Genomic DNA, 26106 nt, shown 5'->3' with positions numbered 1-26106 from the left:
CAGATATGCAGGTCAGCGGGCCGTTTTCAATCAGCGGCGAGGAGCTTCAGGAACAGATTCGCCGGCGGGCACAGGCCTCCGCCCTGCACCTGCCTCCCAGCCAGGCAGCCAACCTCATCAACGGGGTCGCGGAGGAGGAACGGGAAGCCAGCTCCTGGGAGGAACTCGAAGCAGCCGATGACCGTCAACGGGAGCTGCAGTCCAGGTTCGCTGCTTATTTCGACGCCGCGGAAGCAGTGGAAAAGTCCGAAGCCGAGTCGGACCTGCCACGCTTCCGTGCCTGGCGGAAGGAGCAGCTGAGGGTGGCCCGGGAAACGGACGGCGCCGCCGCGGCAAGTGCTGCCTGGGTCAGGATCGCGGGCGGGATCCTCCTCGCAGCCGTCGTGCTGGCGAAACCGTTCGGCCTCATCTCCGGTGACGCGTTCTTCACGGCTGCGGTACTGGCCGTGGGGGTCATCCTCCTCGGTACGCAGCTTCTTAGGAAACGCCGCAGCCCGCTGTGGAAAGGCGTCTTCAGCGATCCGAAGTTTGCCGCTTTCTCGGTCTGGCACTGCGCATCCGAGGCCGCAGCCGCGGCGCTGATTCGGGAGCGTGAACCCGATGCAGTCCAATGGGAGGACGCCTTGCAGATCCTGGAGTCGCGCTGGAACAGGCGGAACCGCCGCAGCTCCCTCTGGGCCGAGGAAGACTACAGCGGCATCCGCTACACGCCGGCCTAGGCCGACTCCCGCACCACCAGTGAAGTAGGCAGCCGGCAAACCCGCTCCGCTGCCCGGCCTTCAATCAGTTCCACCAGCATACGGGCCATCTTCTCCCCAAGTTCAGCAATGGGGTGGTGCACGGTGGTGAGGGCGGGTTCGACGCCGGTGGCAAACTGGTCATCGTCAAAGCCCACGAGGGCGATGTCTTCAGGGATCCTGAGTCCGTGCTTCAGGATGACCGAATGCGCGCCCGCTGCCATCTGGTCATTTGCGGCGAAGACGCCGTCAAGGGGCTTGCCCCGCGCCAGGAGCCGTTGCATCGCCGCCGCGCCGGAGGCAACGGTGAAGTCACCGTACTCCACCAGCGCGTCGCTCAACCCGGCCTGGTGCAGTCCGCCACGCCAGCCGGCAAGGCGGTCCACGCCCGGCGGCATGTCCTGGGGTCCTGCGATCGTGGCGATATTCTGCCGTCCGGTGCTGATCAGCCGCTCGACGGCAGCCAGCGCACCTTCCTCGTTGTCCACCTCTACGTAATAGCTGTCTGCTGCGTTGAGCAGCGGCCTTCCGGCGAACACGATGGGCAGGGCATCGCTGAGGTGCTCCCAGGAGTGGTCCCCGCTGTGGTGGGAAACGACCAGCACACCGTCCACGTTGCCGCCCATCAGGTAACGCTGGGTCTTGCCCGGGTTCGCTTCGGATGACGTGACCATGTTCAGCATGTAGTCCGTGGAGTTCAGGTACTTCGCGACCCCTTCCACCACCGTGGCAAAGAAGGGGTCCGCGAATACCTTGGACGTTGACTCGGGAACCAGGAGGGTAATGGTGTAGGTCCGGCGGCTGGCCAGGGTCCGCGCTGCCCGGTTGGGTACATAATTCAGCGTCCGTACCGCCTGCTCAACACTGTGCACGAGTTCCGGTGCAACCGAGGTTGAGCCGTTTACCACCCGCGACACGGTGGCCCTGGAGACTCCGGCAAGCGCAGCCACCATCTCCAGGGTGGGTGCGGGCCGCACCTGCCCCGTCTCAGTACCCAATGGGATCTCCATTTCCTGGTGTCCTCTGCTGTCCGAAGCCGGGCTCAGCTTTCAATCGTAGTTCCCCTACCGCGCACCCGCGGCTGCCGCCGCGTTTTGCAGGTTTCCTGCTTCCGTCGCCTGCCGCACCTGCGCAATAAGCCGGCTGTAGGCCAGTCCGCTGTCCTTGATGATGCGTTCCTGCGTCTGGTAGTCCACGTGAATGATGCCAAAGCGCTTCTCGTAGCCCCAGGACCACTCGAAGTTATCCAACAGGGACCACACGAAGTAGCCACGGACGTCCGCGCCTTCGGCAACGGCCCCACTGACAGCCTGGATGTGGTCAAGGATGTACTTGGTGCGCTCAGCGTCCGGTACGGTTCCCTCGCTGCTGACGGCGTCGTCGTAAGCGGCTCCGTTTTCAGTGACGTACAGCGGCGGCAGGTTTGGGTACTCCTGTCCCAGGCGAACGAGCAGCTTACGGAGGCCGTCAGGATTCACTTCCCAGTTCATTGCGGTGCGGGGGAGCCCGCGGGTGGGGAAGGTGATGTGTTCGGCACCGATCCAGGGTGAGGCCTTGGGCGTGTCAGTGCCGCCGCCGTGGCCGTCTTCACCGGACATGTCCGGGTGGCCGCTGATCTGGTCATCGTGGTAATGATTGACGCCGAGAAAGTCGATCGGGGCCCCAATGAGTTCCATGTCGCCGGGCAGGATCAGTTCGTGCAGGCCGTATGGTTCGAGGTCGCGGAGTGAGTCCTCCGGGTACGCTCCGCGCAGGATCGGGTCCAGGAAGATCCGGTTCTGCAGCGAATCGAACAGCCGTGCCGCCTCCAGGTCAACGGGATCGTCTGGGTCCCTGGGAATCGAATTGCTGAGATTAAGCGTGATGCCGACCTGTTCGGCACCCAGGTTCCGCAGTTCCGTGACCGCCATGCCGTGGGCAAGGTGCTGGTGGTGCACGGCCGCGATGGCGGCACGCGGTTCCTGCCGTCCCGGTGCATGGACGCCGGACCCGTACCCGAGAAGGGACGAGCAGAAAGGCTCGTTGAAGGTCGTCCAGTGCTTCACCCTGTCACCAAGTGCCGCGTAGACGTCCTGCGCGTACTCGACGTAGCGGCAGGCGGTGTCACGGTTGGTCCAGCCGCCCTTATCTTCGAGGCCCTGCGGCAGATCCCAGTGGTACAGCGTCAGCCAGGGGAGGATTCCGGCCTCGAGCAGTTCGTCCACGAGGCGCGAGTAGAAGTCCAGTCCCTTGGGGTTGACCGCCCCACCGCCCGGACGGACGCGAGCCCAGCTGGTGGAGAAGCGGTAGGAATCCAGCCCCAGCTCCTTCATCAGCGCAACGTCCTGCGGCATGCGGTGGTAGTGGTCCACAGCGGTGGCGGGTGTGTCCTGGTTCAGGACGTTGCCGGGCACTGCCGCGAATGCATCCCAGATTGAGTCCTGTTTGCCGTCTTCCCGGGCGGCACCCTCAACCTGGGCCGCTGCAGTTGCCGAGCCCCAGAGAAAGTTGGGCGGAAAACCGTTGTGGTTACCGTGGTTCCCCAAAGAGGTGTTGTTCGTCATTAGCCCTTCACTGCTCCCTGCATAATTCCGGATATGAGTTGTTTTCCCGCCGCCACGAAGAGGATGAGCAGGGGGATGGTTGCCAAGACTGCCCCGGCCAGGACCACTGAATAGTCCACGTACCGGGCCGACTGCAGCTGGCTGAGCGCCACCTGCAGTGTTGGGTTGTTGGGCAGCACCAAAAGCGGCCACATGAAGTCCGTCCACGCCGTCATGAAGGTGAAGAGACCCAGGATGGCCATGGCCGGCTTCGCCGCCGGCAAGGCGACGTGCCGGAAGGTACCCAGCATGCTCGCGCCGTCCATGCGAGCGGATTCGATGAGTTCATCCGGTATGACGTCCACAAGATACTGGCGCATGAAGAACACTCCGAAGGCCGTGACCAGGCCGGGAACAATCACCGCTCCCAGTTCCCCGGTCCAGCCCAGCTTCTGCATCACCATGAACAGGGGAATGATTCCCAGCTGGGTGGGGATTGCCATGGTGGCGATGACCGCAACCATGAGGAGACCCCTGCCCCGGAACCGCAGTTTTGCGAACGCGTATCCGGCCAGGGTCGAGAAGATCACCACCGAGACGGTGATGGTTCCGGAGATGATGATGCTGTTGGCCAGGGCCTTCCAGAACGGCACGGTGTCGAAGACCGCAGCGGCGTTTGTCCAGAAGTTGCCTCCGGGCCAGAGTGGAGGCCAGTCCAGGCCCAGGGCCTCGTTGGAGCGGCTGCCGATGATCAGTGACCACCACAGGGGGTAGGCGGAACCGATGAGGAACGCCAGCAGGATTCCGTAGCTCAGGAACCCGGGCCGGCCCGCGCCCCGGAAGAACCGGCGCCTGCCGCGCAGTGGTTTGCCGGACCCGGATCCCGTTCCGGTCCCGGGAACTGCCCGGGCTTTTTGAAGGACGGTCATTTTCTGCTCCTAACCCGGCGGGGCCTGCGGGTGTCCGAGGTGGCGATTTTTTTGCTGATCAGGAAGTTGACTACGCCAACCAGCACGATGATGAGGAATAGCAGCCAGGCCACGGCGGATGCCTTGCCGAAGTTTTGCCGCTGGAAGGCCAGCTCCCACAGGAAGAGGACCGTCGTTTGGAACTGCTTTTGTGTTCCACCGGCATTGACGGGATCAAACAGGCGCGGTTCTGCGAAGATCTGAAGACCGCCGATGGTGGCTGTGATGATGACGAAAATCATGGTGGGCCGGATGCTTGGCAGGGTGATGCTGAAGAACCGCCGGACGGCACCCGCGCCGTCCAGGGCCGCGGACTCGTAGAGGTCGCGGGGGACGGCCTGCATCGCTGCCAGAAGGATGAGTGCGTTGTAGCCGGTCCAGCGCCAGTTCACCATGGTTGCGATCGCAACGTGGCTGGCGAAGGAACCGTCCTGCCAGCGGACTCCGCCAATGCCGGCGTTTTCAAGCATGTTGTTGATCAGGCCGTTTTCCTGGTTGAACATGTTGGAAAAAATGAGGGCCACTGCAACAGGTGTCACTACGTAAGGCACCAGGACTGACATGCGCCAGAAGGTTTTGGCCCTCAGGTTCTGGTCGAGGACGGCCGCGAGGAGAACGGCAATTACCAGCTGGGGAATGGCGGAGAGCAGGAAGATGGAAAACGTGTTGAACATCGAATTCCAGAAGTACCCGTCGGCCAGGACATTGCTGAAGTTGGAAAGTCCGACGAAATCCCCCTGCCCCTTCAGCAGGTGCCAGTCATGCAGCGAGACCCAGAAAGTGTAGACGAGCGGGAAAAGCCCGGTGAGGCCAAAGAGGATAAAGAACGGTGAAATGTAGAGGTATGGTGACGCCTTCATGTCCCATTTGGACAGACGCTGGCGGAAGGTAGGCCGCGCTGTGACGGGCGGCGCTGCGGCTGGGCGGTTCAGGGTGGCAGTCATGGGAAACTCTCATGCTCCGGGCGGGGCCTCCGGGTCTGGCCGGAGGCCCCGCGTGCGGCGCTGCTAGTTGTTGATAACCAGGTCGTTGAGAAGCTCGAGCGCCTTGGCCCAGGCCTGGTCGGCGTCGGCCTGGCCGGTCTCGACCAGGTCGATCGGCGGACCGAAGACGTTCTCCTGGATCACGGAGTCATCCGGGCCCTTGAACTGCGCTTCGACGCCCTTGGCCCGTTCGGCCAGGATTGCACCGGTGGGTGCGTCGTTGAACCACTCGTTAGGTGCTGCTTCCTCTGCGAGGGTTTCCTGTGCGGCGATGGTGCTCGGGAAGTTGTTTGCTGCTTCGCTCTGCTTGATCTGCTGGTCCGGGTGGGTCAGCCAGGCTGCGAGCTTTGCCGCTTCTTCCTTGTGCGCGGAGCTTTCCGGTACGGAGAGGAACGCTCCGCCCCAGTTCGAGGCTCCGCCGGGGAAGACATCTGCGAAGTCCCAGCCGCTGTCCATGCCGCCGCCCGCCGACTCAACCTTGCCCTGGATAGTGCCCAGCATCCAGCCGGGGCACACCATGGTGGCGAAGGAACCGTCGAGGAAGGCCTTGCCGTTCGCCCAGTCCCATTCCTTCTGGTTGGAGGACAGGCCATCACCGATGGCGGTGGAGAGCTGCTCGAACCGCGAAATCATGGCTTCGTTTCCATCGACGTTCAACTCTCCGTCCTTGGTGTAGTAGCCCTCTTCCATCTGGTTGACCATCGAGTTCCACACGAAGCCGGCCTGGTCGAACCAGGGCTTGCCGCTTGCGTCCTTGTACTGGTTGCCTACCTCGAAGTACTTCTCCCAGCTGGCGTCTTCTCCGCCCAGGAGCTCAGCTACGGCTTCGCGGTCACTGGGCAGGCCGGCTGCCTCGAAAAGCTTGCCGTTGTAGCAGATGCCCTGGGGTCCGATGTCCGTGCCGTAGCCAATGACGCGCCCGCTGGGGTCGGTGCCCTGGTTGTACTTCCACTCCACCCAGTTGTCCTTGATGTCCTCGGCACCGTATTCGTTCAGGTCAACGAACTTGTCGGAGACCTCCATGATGGCGCCGAGCCAGCCCTCTTCGATGGCAACCACGTCGCTCACGCCGGATCCGGCGGCGAGCTTGGTGAAAAGATCCGTCCGGGCATTGCCGCCGGTATCGATGTTGGTTGCCTTGATGGTGATGCCCGGGTTGGCGTCCTCGTATTCCGCGTAAAGATCGTCATACCCAAAGGTGCCGAAGGTAGTGACGGTCAGTTCAACCGGGTTGTCTTCCGAAGCCGCCTCGCCGCTGTTGCTGCCGCTGCTGCAGCCGGCGGCCAGCAGGGCCACGGCCGCTGCTCCTGCCACCACAGACGCTGAATATCGGAACTTTTTCACGGTCACTCCTTTGTGTGTGTCTTGCCGGTTTATCCCGGGGGAGGACCGTGCCGAAGGTGCCAGGCTCGTCCAGTCGGGACTAATTCAGAGCTGATGCTCGGTGAACCACAAGAGGCCCGGCACGGTTCCGATGTTCCTAACCGTTCCAGAGAGCGCTCTCTGATCTTGCTGAGAGCCTAGATGTGACGCGGTTCACTGTCAAGAGAGCGCTCTCTCCGATTTCCCGTGTCCGCTGTCGGCGGGCTGCGTTTTCCTAGCGCCGCGTGCTGACCGTGACCGTAAAACGGGGATCGCGGCCCGCCTGGCGTGTGGGTCCCGCCAGGCGGTTAAGGGCAGGCCGGTAGGCCAGATGCGAGTTCCAGACAGTCCATAGTTCGCCGCCGGAACGCAGCACGCGGGCCGCGTCGGCAAAGAGCTTGTGGGCGATGCCGGTATGCACGCTGGCTCCAATATGGAAAGGCGGATTGAGCACCACCAGGTCCTGGGATCGGTCCGGAAGCCAGGACAGGGCATCCGCCCGCTGGACGACGGCGCGGCCCGCCACGCCGTTGGCGGCCAGCGTCAGCCGGGTAGAGGCGACGGCTGCCTCGGACTGGTCCGAGGCCAGGATCCCGGTGTCGGGGCGGAGCAGTGCCAGGTACGCTGCTATGGCACCGTTGCCGCAGCCAAGGTCCACGGCTTCCGCTGCGCCGCGGGCCTGGACCAGGAACGGCAGCAGGAAGCGGGTGCCGGGGTCCAGCGATGCGCCCCCAAAGGCCGCACCGCGGGCCCGCAGCTGCAGCGGAACCGGCAGTCCGACGTCGTACGCTGCCGCCAGCGGAAATCGGGACGCCGGCAACGCGTCCGCAGGGAGCGGGCCGCTAACGGTCAGTACCCGGGATTTCTGCCGTGCCAGTCCTGCGGTGACCGATCCAAAGTACCGCCGCAGCACGTCGTTCATGGCGGTGGTCATGTGCTTGATGCGTCCGCCGGCGTAAATGCGGACGTCCGGTGCTGCATGGATGGCGAGGAGTTGTGCAATCTCTTCCAGCGCATCCAGTGACCGGGGCAGGCGCAGCAGGACAATTCGGGCACCGCCCACCAGCTCAGGGGTGAGTCCGGAGTGCGTGTAGCGTCCGGCTAGGCCCAGCCGGGCCGCGTTCCGGTCCAGTGCGAGCTCGCCGGAGAAGGGATCCTGATGCACCCGGATCCCGGAGAGCGAATAGCGCGCTGCCGCGCCGAGCGTGAGTGCACCATAAGAATCCCCGATAACCACAGGCGCACCGCTGCCGCTTGCAGCCGCGGCTTCGAGGTCGCCCGCTGCGGTATCCAGCAGCAGTTTGTCCGCGGTGTCGAACGCCTGCAGGTTCTCCGCCTCCACGTCCGGAGCCCGCCCCAGCAGGTCGAAGTCAAACGAAGCGTCGAAAGCTGTCACAGGTCAATCCATTCGGTGGCGATAAGTTCGGCGGAGGTATCTCCGGCTGTGAGGGCGGCAAGGTGATCCTGGAAATCACCGGCAGCACCCGGGATGTCTGGGAGGGCAACCGTAATCACGGCCCCTCCGTCTCCGTACTCGGTGCCGCGCACGGTGTAGCCGGCGCTGCGCAGGTCATTCTCCAGCCGCCCGGCAGCGGCATGGCTTGCCGGAACGGCGCACAACTGCATGCGGCGGCGGCGGAGAAGGGAAGCGGAGGACAGTGCCGAGGACACGGACTCCGAGTACGCCCTGACCAGGCCGCCTGCCCCGAGCAGGATCCCGCCGAAATAGCGGACGGTGACGGCCGTGATGTCGCTGAGGTCCGAGGCGCCGTCGAAAGTCTCCCTTTTCGTCAGCGCCTCAAGCATGGGAATTCCGGCAGTGCCGGAGGGCTCCCCGTCGTCGCTGGAGCGCTGGACCTCGCGGCCGGGACCCAGGACGAACGCACTGCAGTGGTGCCGGGCGTCATGGAACTCCCGGCGCAGCTCCGCGATGAGGCCGCGCGCTTCGTCCTCGGTTTCGGTACGCCGGAGGACGGTGATGAACCGCGAGCGCTTGATGTCGAGTTCAGTGCGGTGATCTCGGGCGACGGTCGTGTAGCGTCCCGAAGCTGCCTGGATATCACTCACCCTGCCAGTCTAGTTGGCCCCGTGGCCGCATCCGCCCCGGGGCCTTCGGGGAAGGTAGGCTGGTGGCCATGCTGAAGGTAGGTCTCACCGGCGGAATCGCCGCCGGAAAATCACTGGTCGCCCGCACCTTGGCAGACTGCGGGGCTGTGCTGGTTGACGCCGATGCCCTGGCCCGGGAGGTGGTGGAACCCGGCACCGACGGGCTGGCCGCCGTCGTCGATGCTTTCGGTCCGCAGGTGCTTGCCGCAGACGGAACGCTGGACCGCGCCGCTCTGGCCGCGATCGTGTTCGGGAATGAGGAGAAGCGCGGGACGCTCAATTCAATCGTCCATCCGCTGGTTCGCGCCCGGGCCGCGGAACTGGCGGCACAGGTTCCGGAGGACGGCATCCTGGTGCAGGACATACCGCTGCTCGTGGAGACCGGACAGGCTGGGAACTTCGACTTTGTCCTGGTGGTGGAAGCACCCGAGGAGGAGCGGCTCGCGCGCATGGTCCGGGACCGCGGGATGACACCCGAAGATGCACGGGCCCGGATCGCCGCCCAGGCGACCGCGGAGCAGCGCGCCGCAGTCGCGGACGTTGTGCTGGAGAACACCGCCACCCCTGAGGACCTTGTAGAGGCGGTCTGGGGCCTCTGGAGTTCCCGGCTGGTGCCGCTGAACCGGGAACGGCTCCGCACCGGCGGCAGCTAGGGCCAGGGGGTTATGCCGTCAGCAATACGGACAACAGCTGACCGCGACCCGGAGTAGCGTAGAAGCATGAGTCTTGCGCAGGACATCAATCGTGTTGTTGCCCCTTTTGAAGTAGTCAGCGAATACTCCCCGGCAGGCGACCAGCCCACCGCCATCAAGGAACTTGCCGAGCGCATCAACGCCGGCGAGAAGGACGTTGTCCTGATGGGCGCCACGGGTACCGGCAAGAGCGCCACCACGGCCTGGCTGGTGGAGCAGGTGCAGCGCCCCACGCTGGTAATGGTGCAGAACAAGACGCTGGCGGCCCAGTTGGCGAACGAGTTCCGCGAACTGCTGCCCAACAACGCCGTCGAGTATTTCGTCTCCTACTACGACTACTACCAGCCCGAAGCCTACGTGCCGCAGACGGATACCTTCATCGAGAAGGACTCCTCCATCAACGAGGAAGTGGAGCGGCTGCGCCACTCGGCCACTAACGCCCTGCTAACCCGCCGCGACGTCATAGTCGTCGCCACGGTCTCCTGCATCTACGGCCTGGGTACCCCGGAAGAGTACATCCAGGGCATGGTCACGCTGCGCCGCGGCATGGAGATGAACCGTGACGACCTGCTGCGCAAGTTCGTTTCAATGCAGTACGTCCGCAATGACATGGACTTCCACCGCGGCACCTTCCGGGTGCGCGGGGACACCGTGGAAATTATTCCGATGTACGAGGAACAAGCCATCCGGATCGAGTTCTTCGGCGACGAGGTGGAGAGCATCCAGACACTCCATCCCCTCACCGGAGACCTGATCCGCGACGAGCAGGAAATGTACGTCTTCCCGGCATCACACTACGTAGCCGGACCGGACCGGATGAACCGAGCCATAAAGGGCATCGAGGACGAACTGCGCGGGCGCCTGGAGGAACTCGAAGGGCAGAACAAGCTGCTGGAAGCGCAGCGGCTGCGCATGCGCACCACCTATGACCTGGAAATGATGCAGCAGATGGGTTTCTGCAACGGCATCGAGAACTACTCGCGCTGGATCGACGGCCGCGGACCCGGCACCGCACCGCACTGCCTCCTGGACTACTTCCCGGACGACTTCCTCCTGGTGGTCGACGAGTCCCACGTGACCATCCCGCAGATCGGCGCCATGTACGAGGGCGACATGTCCCGCAAGCGGACCCTCGTGGAGCACGGTTTCCGGCTGCCGTCGGCAATGGACAACCGGCCGCTGAAGTGGGATGAGTTCCTGGAGCGGATCGGCCAGACCGTTTACCTTTCCGCGACACCGGGCAAGTACGAACTCGGCAAGGCCGACGGCGTGGTGGAGCAGATCATCCGGCCCACCGGCCTGGTGGATCCGGAAGTGGTGGTCAAGCCCAGCAAGGGCCAGATTGACGACCTGCTGGCAGAGATCCGGACCCGTACCGAGAAGGACGAACGCGTCCTGGTCACCACACTGACCAAGCGCATGGCCGAAGACCTCACCGGCTACCTGCTGGAAAACGGGGTGAAGGTCGAGTACCTGCACTCCGACGTCGACACCCTCCGGCGCGTGGAACTGCTCCGTGAACTGCGGATGGGCACCTTCGATGTCCTGGTGGGCATCAACCTGCTCCGTGAAGGCCTGGACCTTCCGGAAGTCTCGCTCGTCTCAATTCTCGACGCCGACAAGGAAGGCTTCCTGCGCAGCTCAACCTCCCTGATTCAGACCATCGGCCGTGCCGCGCGAAACGTCTCCGGCCAGGTGCACATGTACGCGGACCGGATTACGGACTCCATGGCTCATGCCATTGACGAGACCAACCGGCGCCGGGCCATCCAGGTCGCGTACAACAAGGAACGCGGCGTGGATCCACAGCCGCTGCGCAAGCGGATCGCAGACATCACCGATTCCCTCGCCCGGGAAGACGCGGACACCAAGGCACTGCTGGAAGAAGCCGCGAAGAAGAAGACCAAGGGCAAGGGCGCGAAGACCGTCCGCAAGGACGGACTTGCCGCGGCACCCGCAGAGGACCTTACGTCCCTGATCGAGCAGATGACGGAGCAGATGCATGCGGCTGCCGCGGAACTCCAGTTTGAACTGGCCGCCCGCCTGCGCGATGAGGTGGGGGACCTGAAGAAGGAACTGCGGCAGATGCAGAACGCCGGGCACGCTTAGGAGCAGCTGGGTGTAAACTTTTCGACGGCGGTGGGGCATTTCCGTAGCAGCTACGGGAACCCCGCCTTTTCCGTGCTCTGAAAGGTCTGCTCCCATGCCCGCATTACCCCTCGCGTTCGAGGTTGGTACGTTCATTGTCCTAGGGCTGGTACTGCTCTTCGACCTGCTTTTGGTCGTCAAGCGGCCGCATGAACCGTCCATGAAGGAGGCCGGCCTGTGGGTCGGGTTCTACGTTGGTCTGGCGCTGCTGTTCGCCGTCATGATGTTCATCTTTACCGGCCCGGAATACGGCAGCCAGTTCGTGGCGGGCTGGGTGACCGAGTACAGCCTCAGCATCGACAACCTGTTCGTGTTCATCATCATCATGGCCCGCTTCTCGGTACCCAGGAAGTACCAGCAGGAAGTGCTGATGTTCGGCATCATCATTGCGCTCATCCTCCGCGGCATCTTCATTATTGTCGGCGCCGCCGTGATCGAGAACTTCTCCTGGGTCTTCTTCCTCTTCGGTGCCTTCCTGCTGTGGACGGCGTGGAAGCAGGCGACGGACAACGGTGAAGACGAAGAGGGCGGCAGCGACAACAAGCTGGTCCGCAAGCTCACCGGATTCCTGCCGATGACCGAGAACTTCGACGGCGGCAAGATCCGAACCGTGGTGGACGGCAAGAAAGTCTTCACCCCGATGATCATCGTGTTCATCACCATCGGCGTGACGGACCTGATGTTCGCGGTCGACTCGATACCCGCGATCTTTGGCCTGACGCAGAGCGCGTTTATCGTCTTCACGGCCAACATCTTCGCCCTGATGGGGCTGCGCCAGCTCTACTTCCTGCTCGGCGGCCTGATGGACCGGCTCATCTACCTCAAGCACGGGCTGTCCGTCATCCTTGCCTTCATCGGTGTGAAGCTGATCCTGCACGCCCTGCATGTGAACGAACTGCCCTTTATCAACGGCGGAGAGTCCGTTGCCTGGGCACCGGAGATCCCCACCTTCGTCTCGCTCGCCGTCATCCTTGGCACCATCGTGATTGCCACGGTTGCCAGCCTGCTGAGCCCCAAGGCAAAAGCCGTGCAGGCAGTCGCTTCCCTGGAAGCCGCACTCAGGGTGTACCGCAGCCTGGGAGAGGATGCCCCGCACGCCGAGCGCGCCCAGGCGTACGACGACGTCACCAAGACCTACCGGGCAGCCGAAAAGGCTGCCGAAAGCCGGTCCGACGTCGAACTGCCCGAGATCTCAAACGAAGCGCGTGCCAGGTTCCTGGCCTCAGACCCGCGCAAGCCCGGCGCCGGCGAGTAGCCGGCACAGTGCACGCCGGCCGCCCGGGCCGGGATGACGGCGGCGGTTCCCTGCCAGGGCGGCGGGGGACCGCCGCCGCCGTTCTGCCGCCATCCAGTTTGTGCGCTCCGGATCCATCCGGCGAAGCCGGTGCTAGCCTTCCGATACAGCCTTACGTCCCCGTCAGGGAATTCACGGCCCGCACAGGGCTATTTCGTATCCGTTGCGGCTCCAAAGGAACAGCCATGAACTTCTTCGAAGTACTGTGGTCAATCGTTGTGGTGTTCTTCGTTTTCGCGTACCTGATCCTGCTTTTCCAGATCTTCGTGGACTTGTTCCGCGATGACAGCCTGAACGGCTGGGCGAAGGCAGTCTGGATCTTCTTCCTGCTCTTTGTTCCGTACCTCACCGCCCTGGTGTATGTCATTGCCCGCGGCAGCGGCATGGCCGCCCGGAGCGCACGGCGTGCCAGCGAGTCCGAAGCGCAGGCAGCCGAGTATATTCGGCGCACTGCAGGCAGCCAGAGCGCAGCAGAGCAGATATCCGCCGCCAAATCCCTGTTGGATGAAGGCCTGATTTCAAACGACGAGTTCGGCCGGCTCAAGGAGAAAGCCCTGGCCTAAAGGGTTCCGTCACCATTCGGGACCAGCGCACGCCGGTTCTCTAAGCGAGAGCCGGCGTGCGCTGTGTGCGGGCCATGACTTCCAGGACAACAATGACCGCCACCATTACGGCTGCCACTCCCAGGACAATCCCGGGGGCGAGTCCCGGCAGGAACAGCACGAGCACGGTGAGCGCTGCTGCCGTCCCCTGGCAGATCCGAAGATGGCGCAGAGCCCATCCGGACCAGCGTGAGGGGTGCCCGGCCGCGTAGAGCACTCCCACTGCCAGCAGGGCCAGGACAAGCACCGAGCGCAGAGCTCCTGAGAGCGGGTCCAGGAAGGCTCCGCTGACCGCGGCGGCGGCTTCCGGGGAAACGGCACTTCCGCCGGCGGCGTTGACGATTCCCTGTTCGACCACCCGCAGGGCGAGGGCAGCGGCCAGCGCCGCTCCGCCTCCCGCCAGGGAGAGGACGATCCCGCTCCGAAGCCGGCGACCCCGTGGAGCAGCCAGCACCGCCCCGGCCGCCAGCAGGAGGGCAGCCCACGGAAGAACCGCGGAAACACGCCCCAGGGTGTCGAGGGCTGAAAGCGCAGACGCGAGGCCAGGGGCACTGAACACTGTGTAGTCCTGCCCGGCGTCGTCGGGAATCGCCGATGCCGCGGCTACTCCCTGCGCCAGCAGGCGGGACTTGGCCTCGCTGATCATCGCCGTCGTGGAGATACTCACGTCGCCGTTCCCCGCGATGGATGCAACGCCGCCCGGATCGTCTTCCAGTGCACGGACGAGGACCTGGTGGGCCGCCCGGTTGGCATCAGTCCACATCACCGCGAAAGCCTGGCTCGCCACGGCCTTCGAGACGGTCTGTTCAACCAGGTTGTTGGTTCTCTCGGCGATCCGGGGGCCCAGGACCGATGCCAGTCCCTGCGCTGCCCGCGTATCGCTTCGCTGGGCCACCTCGTCCTGAATAGTGGAGCTGATGTCCATCCGCGAGGTGATTTGGTCCGATATCTGTCCGGACAGGTCCGCCTGCACGGCGGGGTCCTGGATGACGGGTCCAACCGTGGCGACATAGCGGTCGGTGCTGCTGACCAGGCTGCCGGCGTATCCGGCGATCACCGCAGCCACGAGGGCCAGCCCGGCGAGGATGCCGAGTACCGTCGAAACCGGTCCCCTCCAACGCTGCCCCGAGCCGGGCTTGACGGTTGGCTCCGGGGGAGGGCTGTAACGCGTGCTGGGAGTCATGGGAGGACCTTCCTCAACCGTGTGCTGCTCCAGTCAGGTTAGGCCGGTTTGGGTCCGGCCGTCAGGTCCTGCGCAAAATTCCCTACCCTCCGTAGGGTCATGCGGCTCCGCTTAACGGCGCCGCGCGGCGCCGATTCGGCTCAGGAGGGTTGCACGGCCGGTGCGGTCCTGGGACTGGGGAGCGCTCTGGACAGAGTATAGCTTGTCCGCTTCGGCCCGTTTGCGTGCGGTCAGGCGTGGCAATTGGTCGGAAAGGGTGCCGCCGGAGGGTGCGGCGACGCCGGCCCCAGCATCTCTGTCAGCTGCTGCGTAGTGCCACCCACTGCCGAGTTCCACCAGCGATCGGTGCTTGATGTCGTAATAACCAGGCCTGATGCCAAGGGCTATCCCTTTGGCACCAGCCGCGGAAGCCAGAAGGTGGAAGTGGAACCGGGTGGTGACCCATTCCTGGTGTGCTGAGAGCGGGAGCCCGTGTTGCCAGATGTGCGCGAAAGGGATAAATTTTTCACCGGGAATGAGGTCGGACAGGCGGGCAAAAGCCGCGTGGTCGACTCCCGGAATCGCCTCGACATAACTCACCGGCTTACCTTCACTAATTGCGCGCTCAATGATGGGACGGACGCCGGCAATAGTCTTTTCAAAGGTTTCGGTGTCCGTCATGTCACTCTGAATGCAGACGAACATCCCATCCGCCTCTGGTGTATCCCGGCCGATTTCGGACGCGGCACCGAGGAAAGCGTCGTCTACGCCCAGCGGTACGCCGTACTGCTGGGCACTATCCTGGTCTCGGACTGAGACGTAGTCGAAATCCCGGAAAAACTCCGCTGGTTCCGTCAGTCCTCCGGGCACCGGCATCAGTCCGTGGCCGGTGGCGAACAGCTTGGCTCCGGTCAGCTCTTTCACGGCTCGCATTGCGTCCGTCAAGGCGAAGTGGTGGGGCCAGACGCCGTTGAGGTAGCCTCCACCCACCAGGTGCAGGGAACGCGCCTCACGCAGCTTGAGCAGGCCCAGATCAAAGGCTGGGGAACCCAGGTTGGTGACGAGGTTCCTCACCCTTGAACCAACCTCTTCGACCGGCAGGTGACTGGATTCCGAGACTGCCCGCCACAAAGTGTCCGTCACAAACAGGTGCGGATGCATTCCGGCGAACAATGTGGAGGAAGCTCCCGGCTGTGGACTATCAAGCCAAACTTCGGCCTCCGGCGCCGTTTCGGCGATGTACTTAATCCACGCAGCCGTAATGAACTCATCACCGAAATTCGGGTGTCCTGAGGTACCAATCAGATAGATAACCGGGCGCGCCATGGTTAAAGGTTATCCGGTAGCCGGACATGCCGTGCCATACCTAGGGGCCTTGGGCTCCGTGTCTTATCCGCCCCCGCGCACCATGCCGAGCAGCCGGTTGAAGATGCCTTCGCCGTCGTCCGCAATGCCGTCGTGGTGGAACTCAGCGGTTTCCCAGACTTTCAAGCCGCGGACGGCTTCGGCGGTTTCCAGGGACAGGTCCCGGTCCACGTAGATGTCGTCGGTGTAGACGGCAGCCGCCACAGGCACCGTGTTGGCAGCAAGCTGCCTGCAGTCATAGAGGGCCGGCCAGTCGGGCTTCGCGGCCAGCAGATCGGCCGTCTGCCGCAGCGGGCGCAGCGCAGGATCTTCCTCGAAATACCAGGGATAGACCATTTCACCGGTGAACAGCGGCTCCGGGGCGTCCGGCATGAAGTCGGGCCGGAACTGCAGCACCCGCCACGCGGCCCAGTTCGTGGCCTGCTCCTGCCCATAGATCGATTCGTGCATCAGGGCGTACAACGGGTTGGTGGACCGCTCGGCGAGCTGCCACATGCCGGCCAGGAAGGTGTCGGAAAGCCGCGGGCCCTCCGGCGTCGGGAGAAAGGCTTCCTCGAGCAGGTAATGGAGCCCGTCCATCCGGGTGTTGCCGCCCAGGAAGGACCCGGCCATTTGGAAGCGCCCGGGGGTGAGCCGTGAACCGTCCGGCAGGGATTCGGGAACGGCCTCCAGATGCCGGAAAATCCGGGTTGCGGTTTCGCGGTCCTGCGGATACTTGGCGAAGTATTCGGCGTTCCGGGCTGCTACCCGGGCGAACGTCGCCCGGTAGACCCGGTCCGCGGGGCCGGTCAGGGGCGCCAGGCCGCCGGTAATCAGCGCCTCCTTGACTCCGTCCGGCGCGAAGGACAGGTACGTCAGTGCGCAGAACCCGCCGTAGGACTGGCCATAAATACTCCACGGTCCGGAGCCAAGGGCCGCCCGGACCAGCTCCGCGTCGGCGACGATCGAATCTGCCCGGAAGTGGGTGAGGTACTCAGCCTGCGCGGCTGCATCTCCCCGCAGGGCCAGGCTCTGCCTGTTCGCCGGTGTGGAGAGTCCGGTACCCCGCTGATCCAGCATCAGGATCCGGAAGTGCCGTGAGGCCGCCTTGGTCCAGCCGCCGAACTGCAGCAGCCGATTGCCTTTCCCGCCTGGGCCGCCCTGGAGATAGAGCAGCCACGGCACGTCTCCGGAAACCGCAGGGTCGGAGTATTCGCGCGCAAAGACGCTGATCTGCTCCCCGCCCGGCCGGGAGTGGTCCAACGGGACAGTGAAGCGGTGCTCCACTACGCGCATGCCGCGGACGGCCCTCGGCTCCGAAGCTGTGTGCGGGACGCTCATGCTGCTCCGGGGGTGCCGAACTCCTCGAGGGCGCCGCCGGTCAGGCGGTAGGTGGTCCACTCATCCATGGGCTGGGCCCCGAGTGACTTGTAGAAAAGGATGGAGGGTTCGTTCCAGTTCAGGACGGTCCATTCCACGCGGGCGTACCCGCGTTCGACGGCGGTCTGCGCCAGGCTGCGCAGGAGCGCCTTTCCGTAGCCGCGTCCGCGGGTTTCCGGCCGGACGTAGAGGTCCTCAAGCCAAATGCCGTGAACACCTTCCCAGGTGGAATAGTTCAGGAACCAGAGAGCGAAGCCCTGCACCTTTCCCTCATCCTCCAGGACGTGCGCGAAGACTGCGGGGTGGTCACCGAAGAGGTGACGTTCCAGCGCCTCGGGGGTATTCCGGACCGCGTCCGGTTCCTTTTCATAAACGGCGAGCTCATGGATGAGCTCAAGGATTACCGGTACATCGTCTTTGCGTGCGGCTCGAATCTGCATGGCATCCAGCCTAGTCCAGGCGCCCGGCATGGATGACGCGTATGACGGGGGAGCCGGCTTCGTCCGAAGCGGCCAGGTCAACTTCGGCGCTGATGCCCCAGTCACGGTGGCCGGCGGGATCCTTGAAGATCTGCCGCACCTCCCACTTGCCCGGCTGCTCCTTGATGATCAGCAGGTCCGGACCCCGCCCGTCAGGACCGTCGTCGATGTCATCATGTTCCTCGAAGTAGGCGTCCAGCACGACGGCCCAGCGGTCCGCATCCCAGCCGGCGTCGCCGTCGAGCTCGCCCAAGGCGCGGTCGTCCTCATCCGCGAAGAGTTTCACCCGCTGGAACATCTCGTTGCGCACCATCACCCGGAAGGCCCGGACGTTGGCTGTGAGACGGTCCGGCACCGGAGGCAGCAGCGGCTCGTCGGTGGCGTCCGGATTGACCCCGGATGTCAGCTCTTCCCACTCATCGAGCAGCGATGAGTCCGTCTGGCGTACCAGCTCGCCGAGCCACTCGATAATGTCCTCCAGGTCCTCGCGCAGACGCTCCGGGGGAACCGTGTGCAGCAGGGCCTTGAAGGTATCGGAGAGGTAGCGAAGCAGCACGCCCTCGGAGCGGGCCAGCGAATAGAAGGCCACATACTCACCGAAGCTCATGGCACGTTCGTACATGTCCCTGACAATCGACTTCGGGCTGAGTTCGAATTCGCCCAGCCACGGCGCGCCGGAACGGTAGACCTCGAAGGACTGTTCCAGCAGCTCGGCCAGCGGCTGCGGGTAGGTGACCTCTTCGAGCAGCGCCATCCGCTCGTCGTATTCGATGCCCTGGGACTTCATGGCGGCAACAGCCTCGCCGCGGGCCTTTTTCTCCTGGGCAGAGAGCACCTGGCGCGGCTTTTCCATGATCGCCTCGATCACCGAAACCACGTCCAGTGCATAGGACGGGCTCTCCGGGTCCAGGATCTCCAGGGACGCCATGGCGAACGGAGATAGCGGCTGGTTCAGGGCGAAGTTGGGCTGCAGGTGAACCTTCAGGCGGACTCTGCGGCCGTCGGCGTCGGGTTCAGGGAGCACTTCCACGATGCCCGCGGTTTTCAGCTCGCGGTAAATGCTCAGCGCCTTCTTCATGAGGGCCAGCTGGGAGGACCGGCTCTCGTGGTTGCTGGTGAGCAGCTTTTTCGCTGCGGCAAAAGGATCACCGGGGCGCTCCAGCAGGTTCAGCAGCATGGAGTGGGTGATGTTGAAGCTGGAGGTCAGGGGCTCCGGGGTGCCCTCCACGAGCTTTTCAAAGGTCGGCCTGCCCCAGGACACGAAACCGGCCTGGGGCTTCTTCTTCACGACCTGACGCAGCTTCTTCTGGTCATCGCCGAACTTGGCCTGTGCCTTGGCCATGGCCTTGGCGTTCTCGATCACGTGGTCAGGCGCCTGCACGACGACGGTGCCCGCCGTGTCGTAGCCGGCACGTCCGGCACGTCCGGCGATCTGATGGAATTCACGGACCTTCAAGGGCCGGGTGCGGGTGCCGTCATACTTGCTCAGCGCAGTGATCAGCACGGTGCGGATGGGAACGTTGATGCCTACGCCCAGGGTGTCCGTACCGCAGATGACCTTCAGCAGCCCGGCCTGGGCCAGCTGTTCCACCAGACGGCGGTACTTGGGCAGCATGCCGGCGTGGTGCACGCCGATTCCATGGCGCACGAGCCGGTTCAGGGTCTTGCCGAACCCGGGGGCAAACCGGAAGCCGGCAATCAGCTCCGAGATGCGGTCCTTCTCCTCGCGGGTACAGACGTTGATGCTCATCAGCGCCTGTGCGCGGTCAATGGCCTCAATCTGGGAAAAGTGCACCACGTAGACCGGAACCTGCTTGGTGGCCAGGAGTTCCTCGAGGGACTCCTGCACCGGCGTCTCAACGTAGTAGTAGTGCAGGGGAATGGGCCGCTGCACCGAGGACACCGTCACTGTGTCCCGGTTGGTGGACTCGGAGAGGTCCGTGCTGATCCGGGTCATGTCGCCCAGGGTGGCGGACATCAGCAGGAACTGGGACTGCGGCAGTTCCATCAGGGGAACCTGCCACGCCCAGCCGCGCTGCGGATCGGAGTAGAAGTGGAACTCGTCCATAATGACGGTTCCGATGTCAGCGTCGGCGCCTTCACGCAGGGCAATGTTTGCGAGGATCTCCGCCGTGCAGCAAATGATCGGGGCGTCCTTGTTGACCGAGGAATCACCGGTGACCATGCCGACGTTCTCCGCACCGAAAATGTCGCAGAGGGCGAAGAACTTCTCCGAGACGAGGGCCTTGATGGGGGCCGTGTAGTAGCTGCGCTCGTCCAGCGCCATGGCGTAGTAATGCGCGGCGATGGCCACCATGGACTTGCCTGAGCCGGTGGGTGTGGCCAGGATGACGTTGTTCCCGGTTACCAGCTCCATCACTGCCTCGTCCTGGGCAGGGTAGAGGGACATGCCGCGGCCTTCCACCCACTCGAGGAAGGACGTGTAGACCTCGTCCGGATCAATGGTCGTGGTTCCGCTGGCTGCCGCGGGAAGCGAGTCAAGTAGTTTCATCTCACCTACCAGCCTAGCCCGGCGGCAAAAATCACCGGCGCTGCCTCCAAAGCAGGGTACGACGGCGCTGCTAGGCTCGCGGGCATGAAATGGGACCCTGAGTGCTACCTTCAGTTTGCGGACTACCGTGACCGGCCGTTCTTCGACCTGGCCACCAGGATCGGAGCCGGGCAGCCGGAGAGTGACCCCGCCTGGGTTGCGGACCTTGGCTGCGGAACCGGTGCACTCACTGCGGTCCTGGCGGACCGCTGGACCACAAGCCCCATCATGGGCATCGATTCTTCCGAGGACATGATCAGGGAAGCCCACGCCCGCTCCGGGCGGAACCTCGGCTTCGACCAGGGCCGGATCCAGGACTGGAACCCGCTCCCGGGGCCGGGAGTCCTGCTGTCCAATGCGGCCCTGCAATGGGTCCCGGGGCACATGGACCTGCTGGACCGCTGGGCGAAGGCACTGGAACCCGGATCGTGGATCGCAGTCCAGGTCCCGGGCAATTTCGGAGCCCCGTCGCATGCACTCATGCGGGAGCTGGCAGCCAGCCCGCGTTATGCGCAGGCGCTCGCAGGCGTGCTCCGCGGAACTGATTCGGTAGCCGAGCCGGGAGAGTACCTTGAACTGTTCGTGGATGCCGGCATGGCCGCCGATGTGTGGGAGACCAGCTACTCACAGGTGCTCCACGGCCCGGATCCCGTCCTCGACTGGGTACGGGGTACAGCCCTTCGGCCAGTGATGCAGGCCCTGGAACCGGACGAGTACCGGGCGTTCGAAGCCGAATACGCAGCGCTGCTGCGGCAGGCGTATCCACCAAAGTCCTGGGGAACCGTGATGCCGTTCCGCAGGATCTTCATGGTGGCGCACAAACCTTAGGGCACCGGCACTACCAGCCGCGTTCCTTCCAATCCCCGAGGTGCGGACGTTCGGCTCCCAGCGTGGTGCCGGCGCCGTGGCCGGGGTGGACGAGCGTTTCGTCCGGGAACTGTTCGAATATACGTTCGACTACGTCCCGGTAGAGCGAATTGAAGCGCTCTGGGTCCTTCTGGGTGTTGCCTACGCCGCCCGGGAAGAGCGAGTCACCGGTGAACAGATGCGCCGGTCCTTCCGGATCCCGGTAGACCAGGGCAACGGAACCAGGGGTGTGTCCGCGCAGCGCAATGACCTCCAGGTCAAACCCGTCAAAGTCCAGCACATCCCCATGGGAGAGCGGCACGTCGGTAGGAACTTCGATGTCCGCGGTATCCGGGCCGCCCGCGGCCGTGCGTGCGCCCGTTGCAGCTTTGGCTTCGGCCAGGGCCCGTACATGGTCCCAGTGGCTGTGGGTGGTAATGATCATCCGGACCGCGGCCTTGCCGGAGTTGCTGTCCGCGGCACCGGCGTCGAGCAGTTCCTGAATGCGGGGGAAATCATCTGCGGCATCAATGAGGACCTGCACTCCCGATTTCTTGGCGGTGAGCACGTAGACGTTGTTGTCCATGGAGCCTACGGAGGCACGGCGAATCGAAACGTTCCTGGTATCCAGCATGGCGCCAGTCTAAAGGGTGCCCGCGCTCCGCAGCGGGGCACCCGGGCTGCGTGTCCGTTGCTCCCTTGCCCGCTGGGCATACCGGGCGTACGTTCAGATGGTGCCGGAACGCCCCGGCAGTTCCGGGAGGATACGTGCTTCTTCGGCTCGTTCGCGAAAACCTGGCTCCGTACAAAGGTGCGGTTGCCGCCGTCGTCATCCTGCAGTTCCTGCAGACCGCCGCAACTCTGTTCCTGCCCACCCTCAATGCGGACATCATCGACCAGGGAGTGGTGAAGGGGGACACCTCCGTCATTCTGAACATCGGCGGCTGGATGCTGGCCGTCACGGCCGCCCAGGTGGTGTGTTCAATTGCCGCTACCTTCTTCGCGGCGCGCACCGCCATGCGGGTGGGCCGGAACGTCCGGCGCTCGCTGTTCACCAATGTGGAGACATTCTCCGGCCGGGAGGTTGGCCTCTTCGGCGCTCCGTCACTGATCACCCGGACAACCAATGACGTCCAGCAGGTGCAGATGTCCCTGCTGCTGACCATGACCATGATGGTGTCTGCGCCCATCATGGGAATTGGCGGAGTCCTGCTGGCCCTGAACCAGGATGGTCCGCTCTCCGGCGTCCTCCTGCTGATCCTGCCCGTCCTGGTCATCATCATTGGACTGGTGCTGCGCCGGCTCGTTCCGCTGTTCCGCCGGGCGCAAAAGCAGATCGACCGGGTGAACGGGGTGCTGCGCGAGCAGATCATGGGGATCGCCGTGATCCGCGCCTTCGTGCGCGAAAGCACGGAGAAGGAACGGTTCGACGGCGCCAACAGCGACCTCACCGGGACGCAGCTGCGGGTGAGCCAGTATCTGGCACTGCTGTTCCCCGCCACCATGCTGGTGGCGAACCTGGCCACCGTGGCAGTGGTCTGGCTTGGTGCCTTCCGCATCGACGCGGGACAGATGCAGATCGGTGCGCTGACGGCGTTCATCGCCTACATCATGCAGATCCTGATGGCCGTGATGATGTCCATGTTCATGATCATGATGCTGCCGCGGGCCGCCGTCTGTGCGGAGCGGATCTACGAAGTGCTGGATACCCGGACAAGCGTCCGGGACGCCCCGGATGCGCGGGAGCTGGTGTACGACGGCGGACGCCTGGTCTTTGCGGGGGTGGGGTTCACCTATCCCGGGGCCGAGGATCCCGTCCTGCAGGACATCAGCTTCGTGGCGGAGCCCGGACAGACCACCGCGATCATCGGTTCGACCGGAGCCGGGAAGTCCACGCTCCTGAACCTGGTTCCCCGGCTGCTGGATCCGACCGTCGGCAACATCAGCGTCGACGGGCAGGACACAGCAGGCGTGACCCTGCATTCCCTCCGCTCCGGTATTGGACTGGTACCCCAGCGCGCACACCTGTTCTCCGGCACCATCGCGTCCAACCTGCGCTTCGGCAAACCCGGCGCCACGGACGAGGAGCTTTGGGAGGCTCTCGAAATCGCGCAGGCCGCTGACTTCGTCCGGGCGGCCGAGGGCGGGCTGGACCACACAGTGGAGCAGGGCGGGGGCAACTTCTCCGGCGGACAGCGCCAGCGGCTTGCCATCGCCCGGGCACTGGTAGTCCAGCCGGACATCTACCTGTTCGACGACAGCTTCTCCGCACTCGACTTCACCACCGACGCACGCCTGCGCGCAGCCCTGAAACAGCGCACAGCCCACGCGACGGTGATCGTGGTGGCCCAGCGGGTGAACACCATTACCGACGCGGGACGGATCATCGTCCTGGAGGAAGGGCGGATCGCCGGAATGGGCACGCACGCTGAACTGCTCGAGTCCAGCACCGCCTACCGGGAGATCGTCTCCTCGCAGTACGCACCGGAGGAAGCGCTGTGAGCATGCATGGCCGCGGCGGCGGTCCCACAGCCAAGCCGCCAAGCTTCAGGGCCTCCAGCGCCCGGTTGCTCAGGCTGCTCTCACCGGACACGTGGCGTGTAGCCGCCGTGCTGGTCTTCGGCGTCGTCTCCGTGGCGCTCGCCGTCACCGCACCGAAGGTCCTCGGCGATGCGACGAACGTGATCTTCGACGGAGTCATCGGCGCGTCCCTGGCACCGGGGGTTTCCAAGGCAGACCAGGTCCAGGCGCTGCGGGAATCCGGGCAGACCCAGCTGGCGGACATGCTCGCCGCCATGGACGCGGTTCCGGGGCAGGGCATCAACTTCACCACGCTGGGCATGCTGCTGATGGCCGTGCTAGGCATCTACCTTGCGTCCTTCTTCTTCGGCTGGGCCCAGGCTCGGGTCACGGCGCGCATAGTGCAGAACGCCATGTACCGGCTGCGCAGGGACGTGGACGCCAAGCTGTTCCGGCTCCCCATGTCCCATTTCCAGCAGCAGTCCCGGGGAGACGTGCTGAGCCGGGTCACCAATGACATTGACAACCTGGCCCAGACCCTCTCGCAGAGCATCACCCAGGTCATCACCTCAGTGCTGACCATCCTGGGGGTGCTGGGCATGATGCTGTGGATCTCCCCGCTGCTGGCCATGATCGCCGTGCTCACGGTTCCCGTCTCCGCCGTGGTGACCGTCCTGATCGCCAAGCGCTCGCAGGTGCAGTTCAAGGCCCAGTGGAAAACCACCGGCGAAGTCAACGGCTACATCGAGGAGATGTTCACCGGCCAGGACGTGGTGAAGGCATTCGGCCAGCAGGAGCGCGTCGTGGAAGGTTTCCATCCGGGGAACGAACGGCTCTACGAGTCTTCGTTCCGCGCCCAGTTCGTCTCCGGCGTCATCATGCCGACCATGACGTTCATATCCAACCTGAACTACGTCGCCGTCGCCGTCGTTGGCGGCATCCAGGTGGCCGGCGGCGCGCTGTCCATCGGGGGCGTGCAGGCGTTCGTGCAGTACAGCCGTCAGTTCAGCCAGCCGCTGGGCCAGCTGGGCGGGCTCATTAACATGCTCCAGTCCGGCCTGGCATCCGCTGAGCGGGTCTTTGCCCTGCTGGATGCGGAGGAGATCGCACCCGATCCCAGGGATCCGGTGCGGCTCGGAAAGATCCGCGGCGACGTCGCCTTCAGGCACGTCAGCTTCTCTTATTCACCACAGGTTCCGCTGATCCAGGACCTCTCCTTTGACGCTAAACCGGGCCAGACGGTTGCCATCGTCGGACCAACCGGAGCCGGGAAAACCACGCTGGTGAACCTGTTGATGCGCTTCTACGACGTGGACTCCGGCGAAATCCTGCTGGACGGCGTGAACACCATGGCAATGACCCGCGACGACGTGCGCCGCCGCATCGGCATGGTCCTCCAGGACGCCTGGCTCTTCGAGGGAACCATCCGGGAGAATCTGGCCTACGGGGCACCGGACGCCACCGAAGAGCAAATCATTGCCGCCGCGAAAGCCACCCACGTTGACCATTTCGTCCGTTCGCTGCCGGAAGGCTATGACACTGTCCTCGGATCAGACGGCGGGTCGCTGAGCCAGGGGCAGCGCCAGCTCATCACCATCGCCCGGGCCTGGCTGGCCAACCCGTCCATCCTCGTGCTGGACGAAGCGACCAGCTCGGTGGACACGCGGACCGAGGTGGCCATCCGCCTGGCCATGGGAGCGCTGCGCGAGGCCCGCACGAGCTTCGTCATTGCCCACCGGCTTTCCACCATCCGCGACGCGGACGTCATCCTCGCGGTACGCAACGGGGAAATCGTCGAACAGGGAACCCATGAGGCCCTCCTGGACGCCGGCGGCTTCTACGCTCAGCTCTACCAGTCCCAGTTCAGTGAACCGGCTTCCACCGCTGACTCACCGGAGTAGGTCCGTCCTCCGCCGGCCCGGGGCGGGTCCGTGGCAAGATGGATCCGGTACCGGCCCGCATCCGCGGACCGGCGGCAGGTGAAAAGAGAGCGGTGGCATGGACGACGGCGTGCTCAACTGGGTGCGGATCGATGCGGCAAGCTCGGTGCCCCCGTACGAACAGCTCCGCCTGCAGATCCTCGACGCCGCCAATGACGGCAGCCTGCCCGTGGGCACCCGGCTTCCGCCGGTGCGTACCCTCGCTGCGCAGCTGGGACTGGCGGTCAATACGGTGGCCCGCGCCTACCGCGAACTCGAGCAGGCCGAGGTGGTAACCACGCGGTCCCGGGCCGGCACCGTCGTGGCAGCCGCAGGGGACAACGGACGCCGCCGCGTCGCCGAAGCCGCACGGGTTTTCGCCGAGACGGTGAGCGCCAACGGGGTGGACCACAAGGAAGCGCTGTCCATCGTCCAGGCGGCCCTACGCCAGCGGTGAACACGCCCGCCCTCGAATACGTCTTCGAATCCCG

Annotated in this window: 21 protein-coding genes and 1 pseudogene; 9 read left to right on the top strand and 13 right to left on the bottom strand. The window is 64.5% G+C overall.

The annotated features are described in order from the left end of the window. Positions 1-5 precede the first annotated feature (5 nt). Entirely contained in the window at positions 6-719 is a 714-nt protein-coding gene (locus tag ACSLGO_RS08500) for a hypothetical protein (RefSeq protein WP_091605078.1), read from the top strand. Here the strand turns inward: ACSLGO_RS08500 and ACSLGO_RS08495 are convergent. The 7 genes from ACSLGO_RS08495 to ACSLGO_RS08465 form a co-directional block, all read right to left on the bottom strand. Next, the gene (locus ACSLGO_RS08495; protein WP_377955530.1) at positions 716-1735 is read right to left on the bottom strand and encodes a LacI family DNA-binding transcriptional regulator; all 1020 of its coding nucleotides are present in this window, start codon (positions 1733-1735) and stop codon (positions 716-718) included. The two genes, ACSLGO_RS08500 and ACSLGO_RS08495, sit on opposite strands and share 4 nt — an antisense overlap. A gap of 66 nt (positions 1736-1801) precedes the next feature. Next, positions 1802-3280 (bottom strand): GH1 family beta-glucosidase, encoded by a 1479-nt coding sequence (locus ACSLGO_RS08490; RefSeq protein WP_277665116.1) that lies wholly within the window; start codon positions 3278-3280, stop codon positions 1802-1804. Next, positions 3280-4188, bottom strand: a complete 909-nt coding sequence (locus ACSLGO_RS08485) for a carbohydrate ABC transporter permease (protein WP_091605069.1) — start codon at positions 4186-4188, stop codon at positions 3280-3282. Before ACSLGO_RS08485 ends, ACSLGO_RS08490 begins: the two co-directional genes overlap by 1 nt. After that, entirely contained in the window at positions 4185-5171 is a 987-nt protein-coding gene (locus tag ACSLGO_RS08480) for a carbohydrate ABC transporter permease (RefSeq protein ID WP_091605066.1), read from the bottom strand. Before ACSLGO_RS08480 ends, ACSLGO_RS08485 begins: the two co-directional genes overlap by 4 nt. 63 nt (positions 5172-5234) lie before the next feature. Beyond that, the gene (locus ACSLGO_RS08475) at positions 5235-6554 is read right to left on the bottom strand and encodes an ABC transporter substrate-binding protein (RefSeq protein ID WP_436400915.1); all 1320 of its coding nucleotides are present in this window, start codon (positions 6552-6554) and stop codon (positions 5235-5237) included. 253 nt (positions 6555-6807) lie between these two features. Beyond that, positions 6808-7968, bottom strand: coding sequence for a class I SAM-dependent methyltransferase (locus tag ACSLGO_RS08470; protein WP_436400914.1), 1161 nt, complete (start codon positions 7966-7968; stop codon positions 6808-6810). Beyond that, positions 7965-8639: an IMPACT family protein gene (locus tag ACSLGO_RS08465; RefSeq protein ID WP_263128941.1), complete on the bottom strand. Its 675-nt coding sequence runs from the start codon at positions 8637-8639 to the stop codon at positions 7965-7967. The genes ACSLGO_RS08470 and ACSLGO_RS08465 overlap by 4 nt, the downstream gene beginning before the upstream one ends. 68 nt (positions 8640-8707) lie before the next feature. On the opposite strand from ACSLGO_RS08465, the gene coaE reads away from it, so the two are divergent. From coaE to ACSLGO_RS08445, 4 genes and pseudogenes are all read left to right on the top strand, one after another. Continuing rightward, positions 8708-9331, top strand: coding sequence for a dephospho-CoA kinase (gene coaE / locus ACSLGO_RS08460; protein WP_436400913.1), 624 nt, complete (start codon positions 8708-8710; stop codon positions 9329-9331). A 66-nt stretch (positions 9332-9397) separates the two neighbouring features. Then, positions 9398-11479, top strand: a complete 2082-nt coding sequence (uvrB, locus tag ACSLGO_RS08455) for an excinuclease ABC subunit UvrB (RefSeq protein WP_091605054.1) — start codon at positions 9398-9400, stop codon at positions 11477-11479. A 94-nt stretch (positions 11480-11573) separates the two neighbouring features. Further along, positions 11574-12602 (top strand): annotated as a pseudogene (locus ACSLGO_RS08450) (TerC family protein); the annotation flags it as partial. A gap of 395 nt (positions 12603-12997) precedes the next feature. Beyond that, a complete protein-coding gene (locus ACSLGO_RS08445) occupies positions 12998-13375 on the top strand; it encodes a PLDc N-terminal domain-containing protein (protein WP_091605048.1) in 378 nt (125 codons plus the stop codon). 40 nt (positions 13376-13415) lie between these two features. On the opposite strand, the gene ACSLGO_RS08440 is transcribed toward ACSLGO_RS08445, so the two are convergent. The 5 genes from ACSLGO_RS08440 to ACSLGO_RS08420 all read right to left on the bottom strand — a co-directional run bounded on the left by ACSLGO_RS08440 (position 13416) and on the right by ACSLGO_RS08420 (position 20291). Further along, a complete protein-coding gene (locus ACSLGO_RS08440) occupies positions 13416-14597 on the bottom strand; it encodes a hypothetical protein (RefSeq protein WP_277664491.1) in 1182 nt (393 codons plus the stop codon). A gap of 111 nt (positions 14598-14708) precedes the next feature. Next, complete coding sequence (locus ACSLGO_RS08435) at positions 14709-15902, bottom strand: polysaccharide pyruvyl transferase family protein (protein ID WP_436400912.1); 1194 nt, start codon at positions 15900-15902, stop codon at positions 14709-14711. 63 nt (positions 15903-15965) lie between these two features. After that, positions 15966-17261: an alpha/beta fold hydrolase gene (locus ACSLGO_RS08430; protein WP_436400911.1), complete on the bottom strand. Its 1296-nt coding sequence runs from the start codon at positions 17259-17261 to the stop codon at positions 15966-15968. After that, positions 17258-17740, bottom strand: a complete 483-nt coding sequence (locus ACSLGO_RS08425; protein WP_091605042.1) for a GNAT family N-acetyltransferase — start codon at positions 17738-17740, stop codon at positions 17258-17260. The genes ACSLGO_RS08430 and ACSLGO_RS08425 overlap by 4 nt, the downstream gene beginning before the upstream one ends. 10 nt (positions 17741-17750) lie before the next feature. Further along, entirely contained in the window at positions 17751-20291 is a 2541-nt protein-coding gene (locus tag ACSLGO_RS08420) for a DEAD/DEAH box helicase (RefSeq protein WP_436400910.1), read from the bottom strand. A gap of 84 nt (positions 20292-20375) precedes the next feature. Here ACSLGO_RS08420 and ACSLGO_RS08415 point away from each other — a divergent pair, with 84 nt between their 5' ends. Beyond that, on the top strand, positions 20376-21158 hold the full coding sequence (locus ACSLGO_RS08415; RefSeq protein WP_436400909.1) for a trans-aconitate 2-methyltransferase: 783 nt from the start codon (positions 20376-20378) through the stop codon (positions 21156-21158). A 10-nt stretch (positions 21159-21168) separates the two neighbouring features. Here ACSLGO_RS08415 and ACSLGO_RS08410 read toward each other — a convergent pair whose 3' ends face one another. Continuing rightward, positions 21169-21810 carry an MBL fold metallo-hydrolase gene (locus tag ACSLGO_RS08410; RefSeq protein WP_436400908.1) on the bottom strand — a complete coding sequence of 214 codons (642 nt, stop codon included), beginning with the start codon at positions 21808-21810 and terminating at the stop codon, positions 21169-21171. Positions 21811-21944: 134 nt separating this feature from the next. Between ACSLGO_RS08410 and ACSLGO_RS08405 the strand changes: the two genes are divergently transcribed. From ACSLGO_RS08405 to ACSLGO_RS08395, 3 genes are all read left to right on the top strand, one after another. After that, positions 21945-23678: an ABC transporter ATP-binding protein gene (locus ACSLGO_RS08405; RefSeq protein WP_436400907.1), complete on the top strand. Its 1734-nt coding sequence runs from the start codon at positions 21945-21947 to the stop codon at positions 23676-23678. Positions 23679-23680: 2 nt separating this feature from the next. Continuing rightward, the gene (locus tag ACSLGO_RS08400) at positions 23681-25597 is read left to right on the top strand and encodes an ABC transporter ATP-binding protein (protein WP_436400956.1); all 1917 of its coding nucleotides are present in this window, start codon (positions 23681-23683) and stop codon (positions 25595-25597) included. Between the two features lie 97 nt (positions 25598-25694). After that, entirely contained in the window at positions 25695-26072 is a 378-nt protein-coding gene (locus tag ACSLGO_RS08395; RefSeq protein WP_226802442.1) for a GntR family transcriptional regulator, read from the top strand. Positions 26073-26106: the final 34 nt, after the last annotated feature.

It is taken from the genome of Arthrobacter sp. IK3, assembly GCF_051337705.1.
Taxonomy (GTDB): Bacteria; Actinomycetota; Actinomycetes; order Actinomycetales; family Micrococcaceae; genus Arthrobacter_B; species Arthrobacter_B koreensis.
This window is presented reverse-complemented; position numbering and strand designations above follow the sequence as displayed.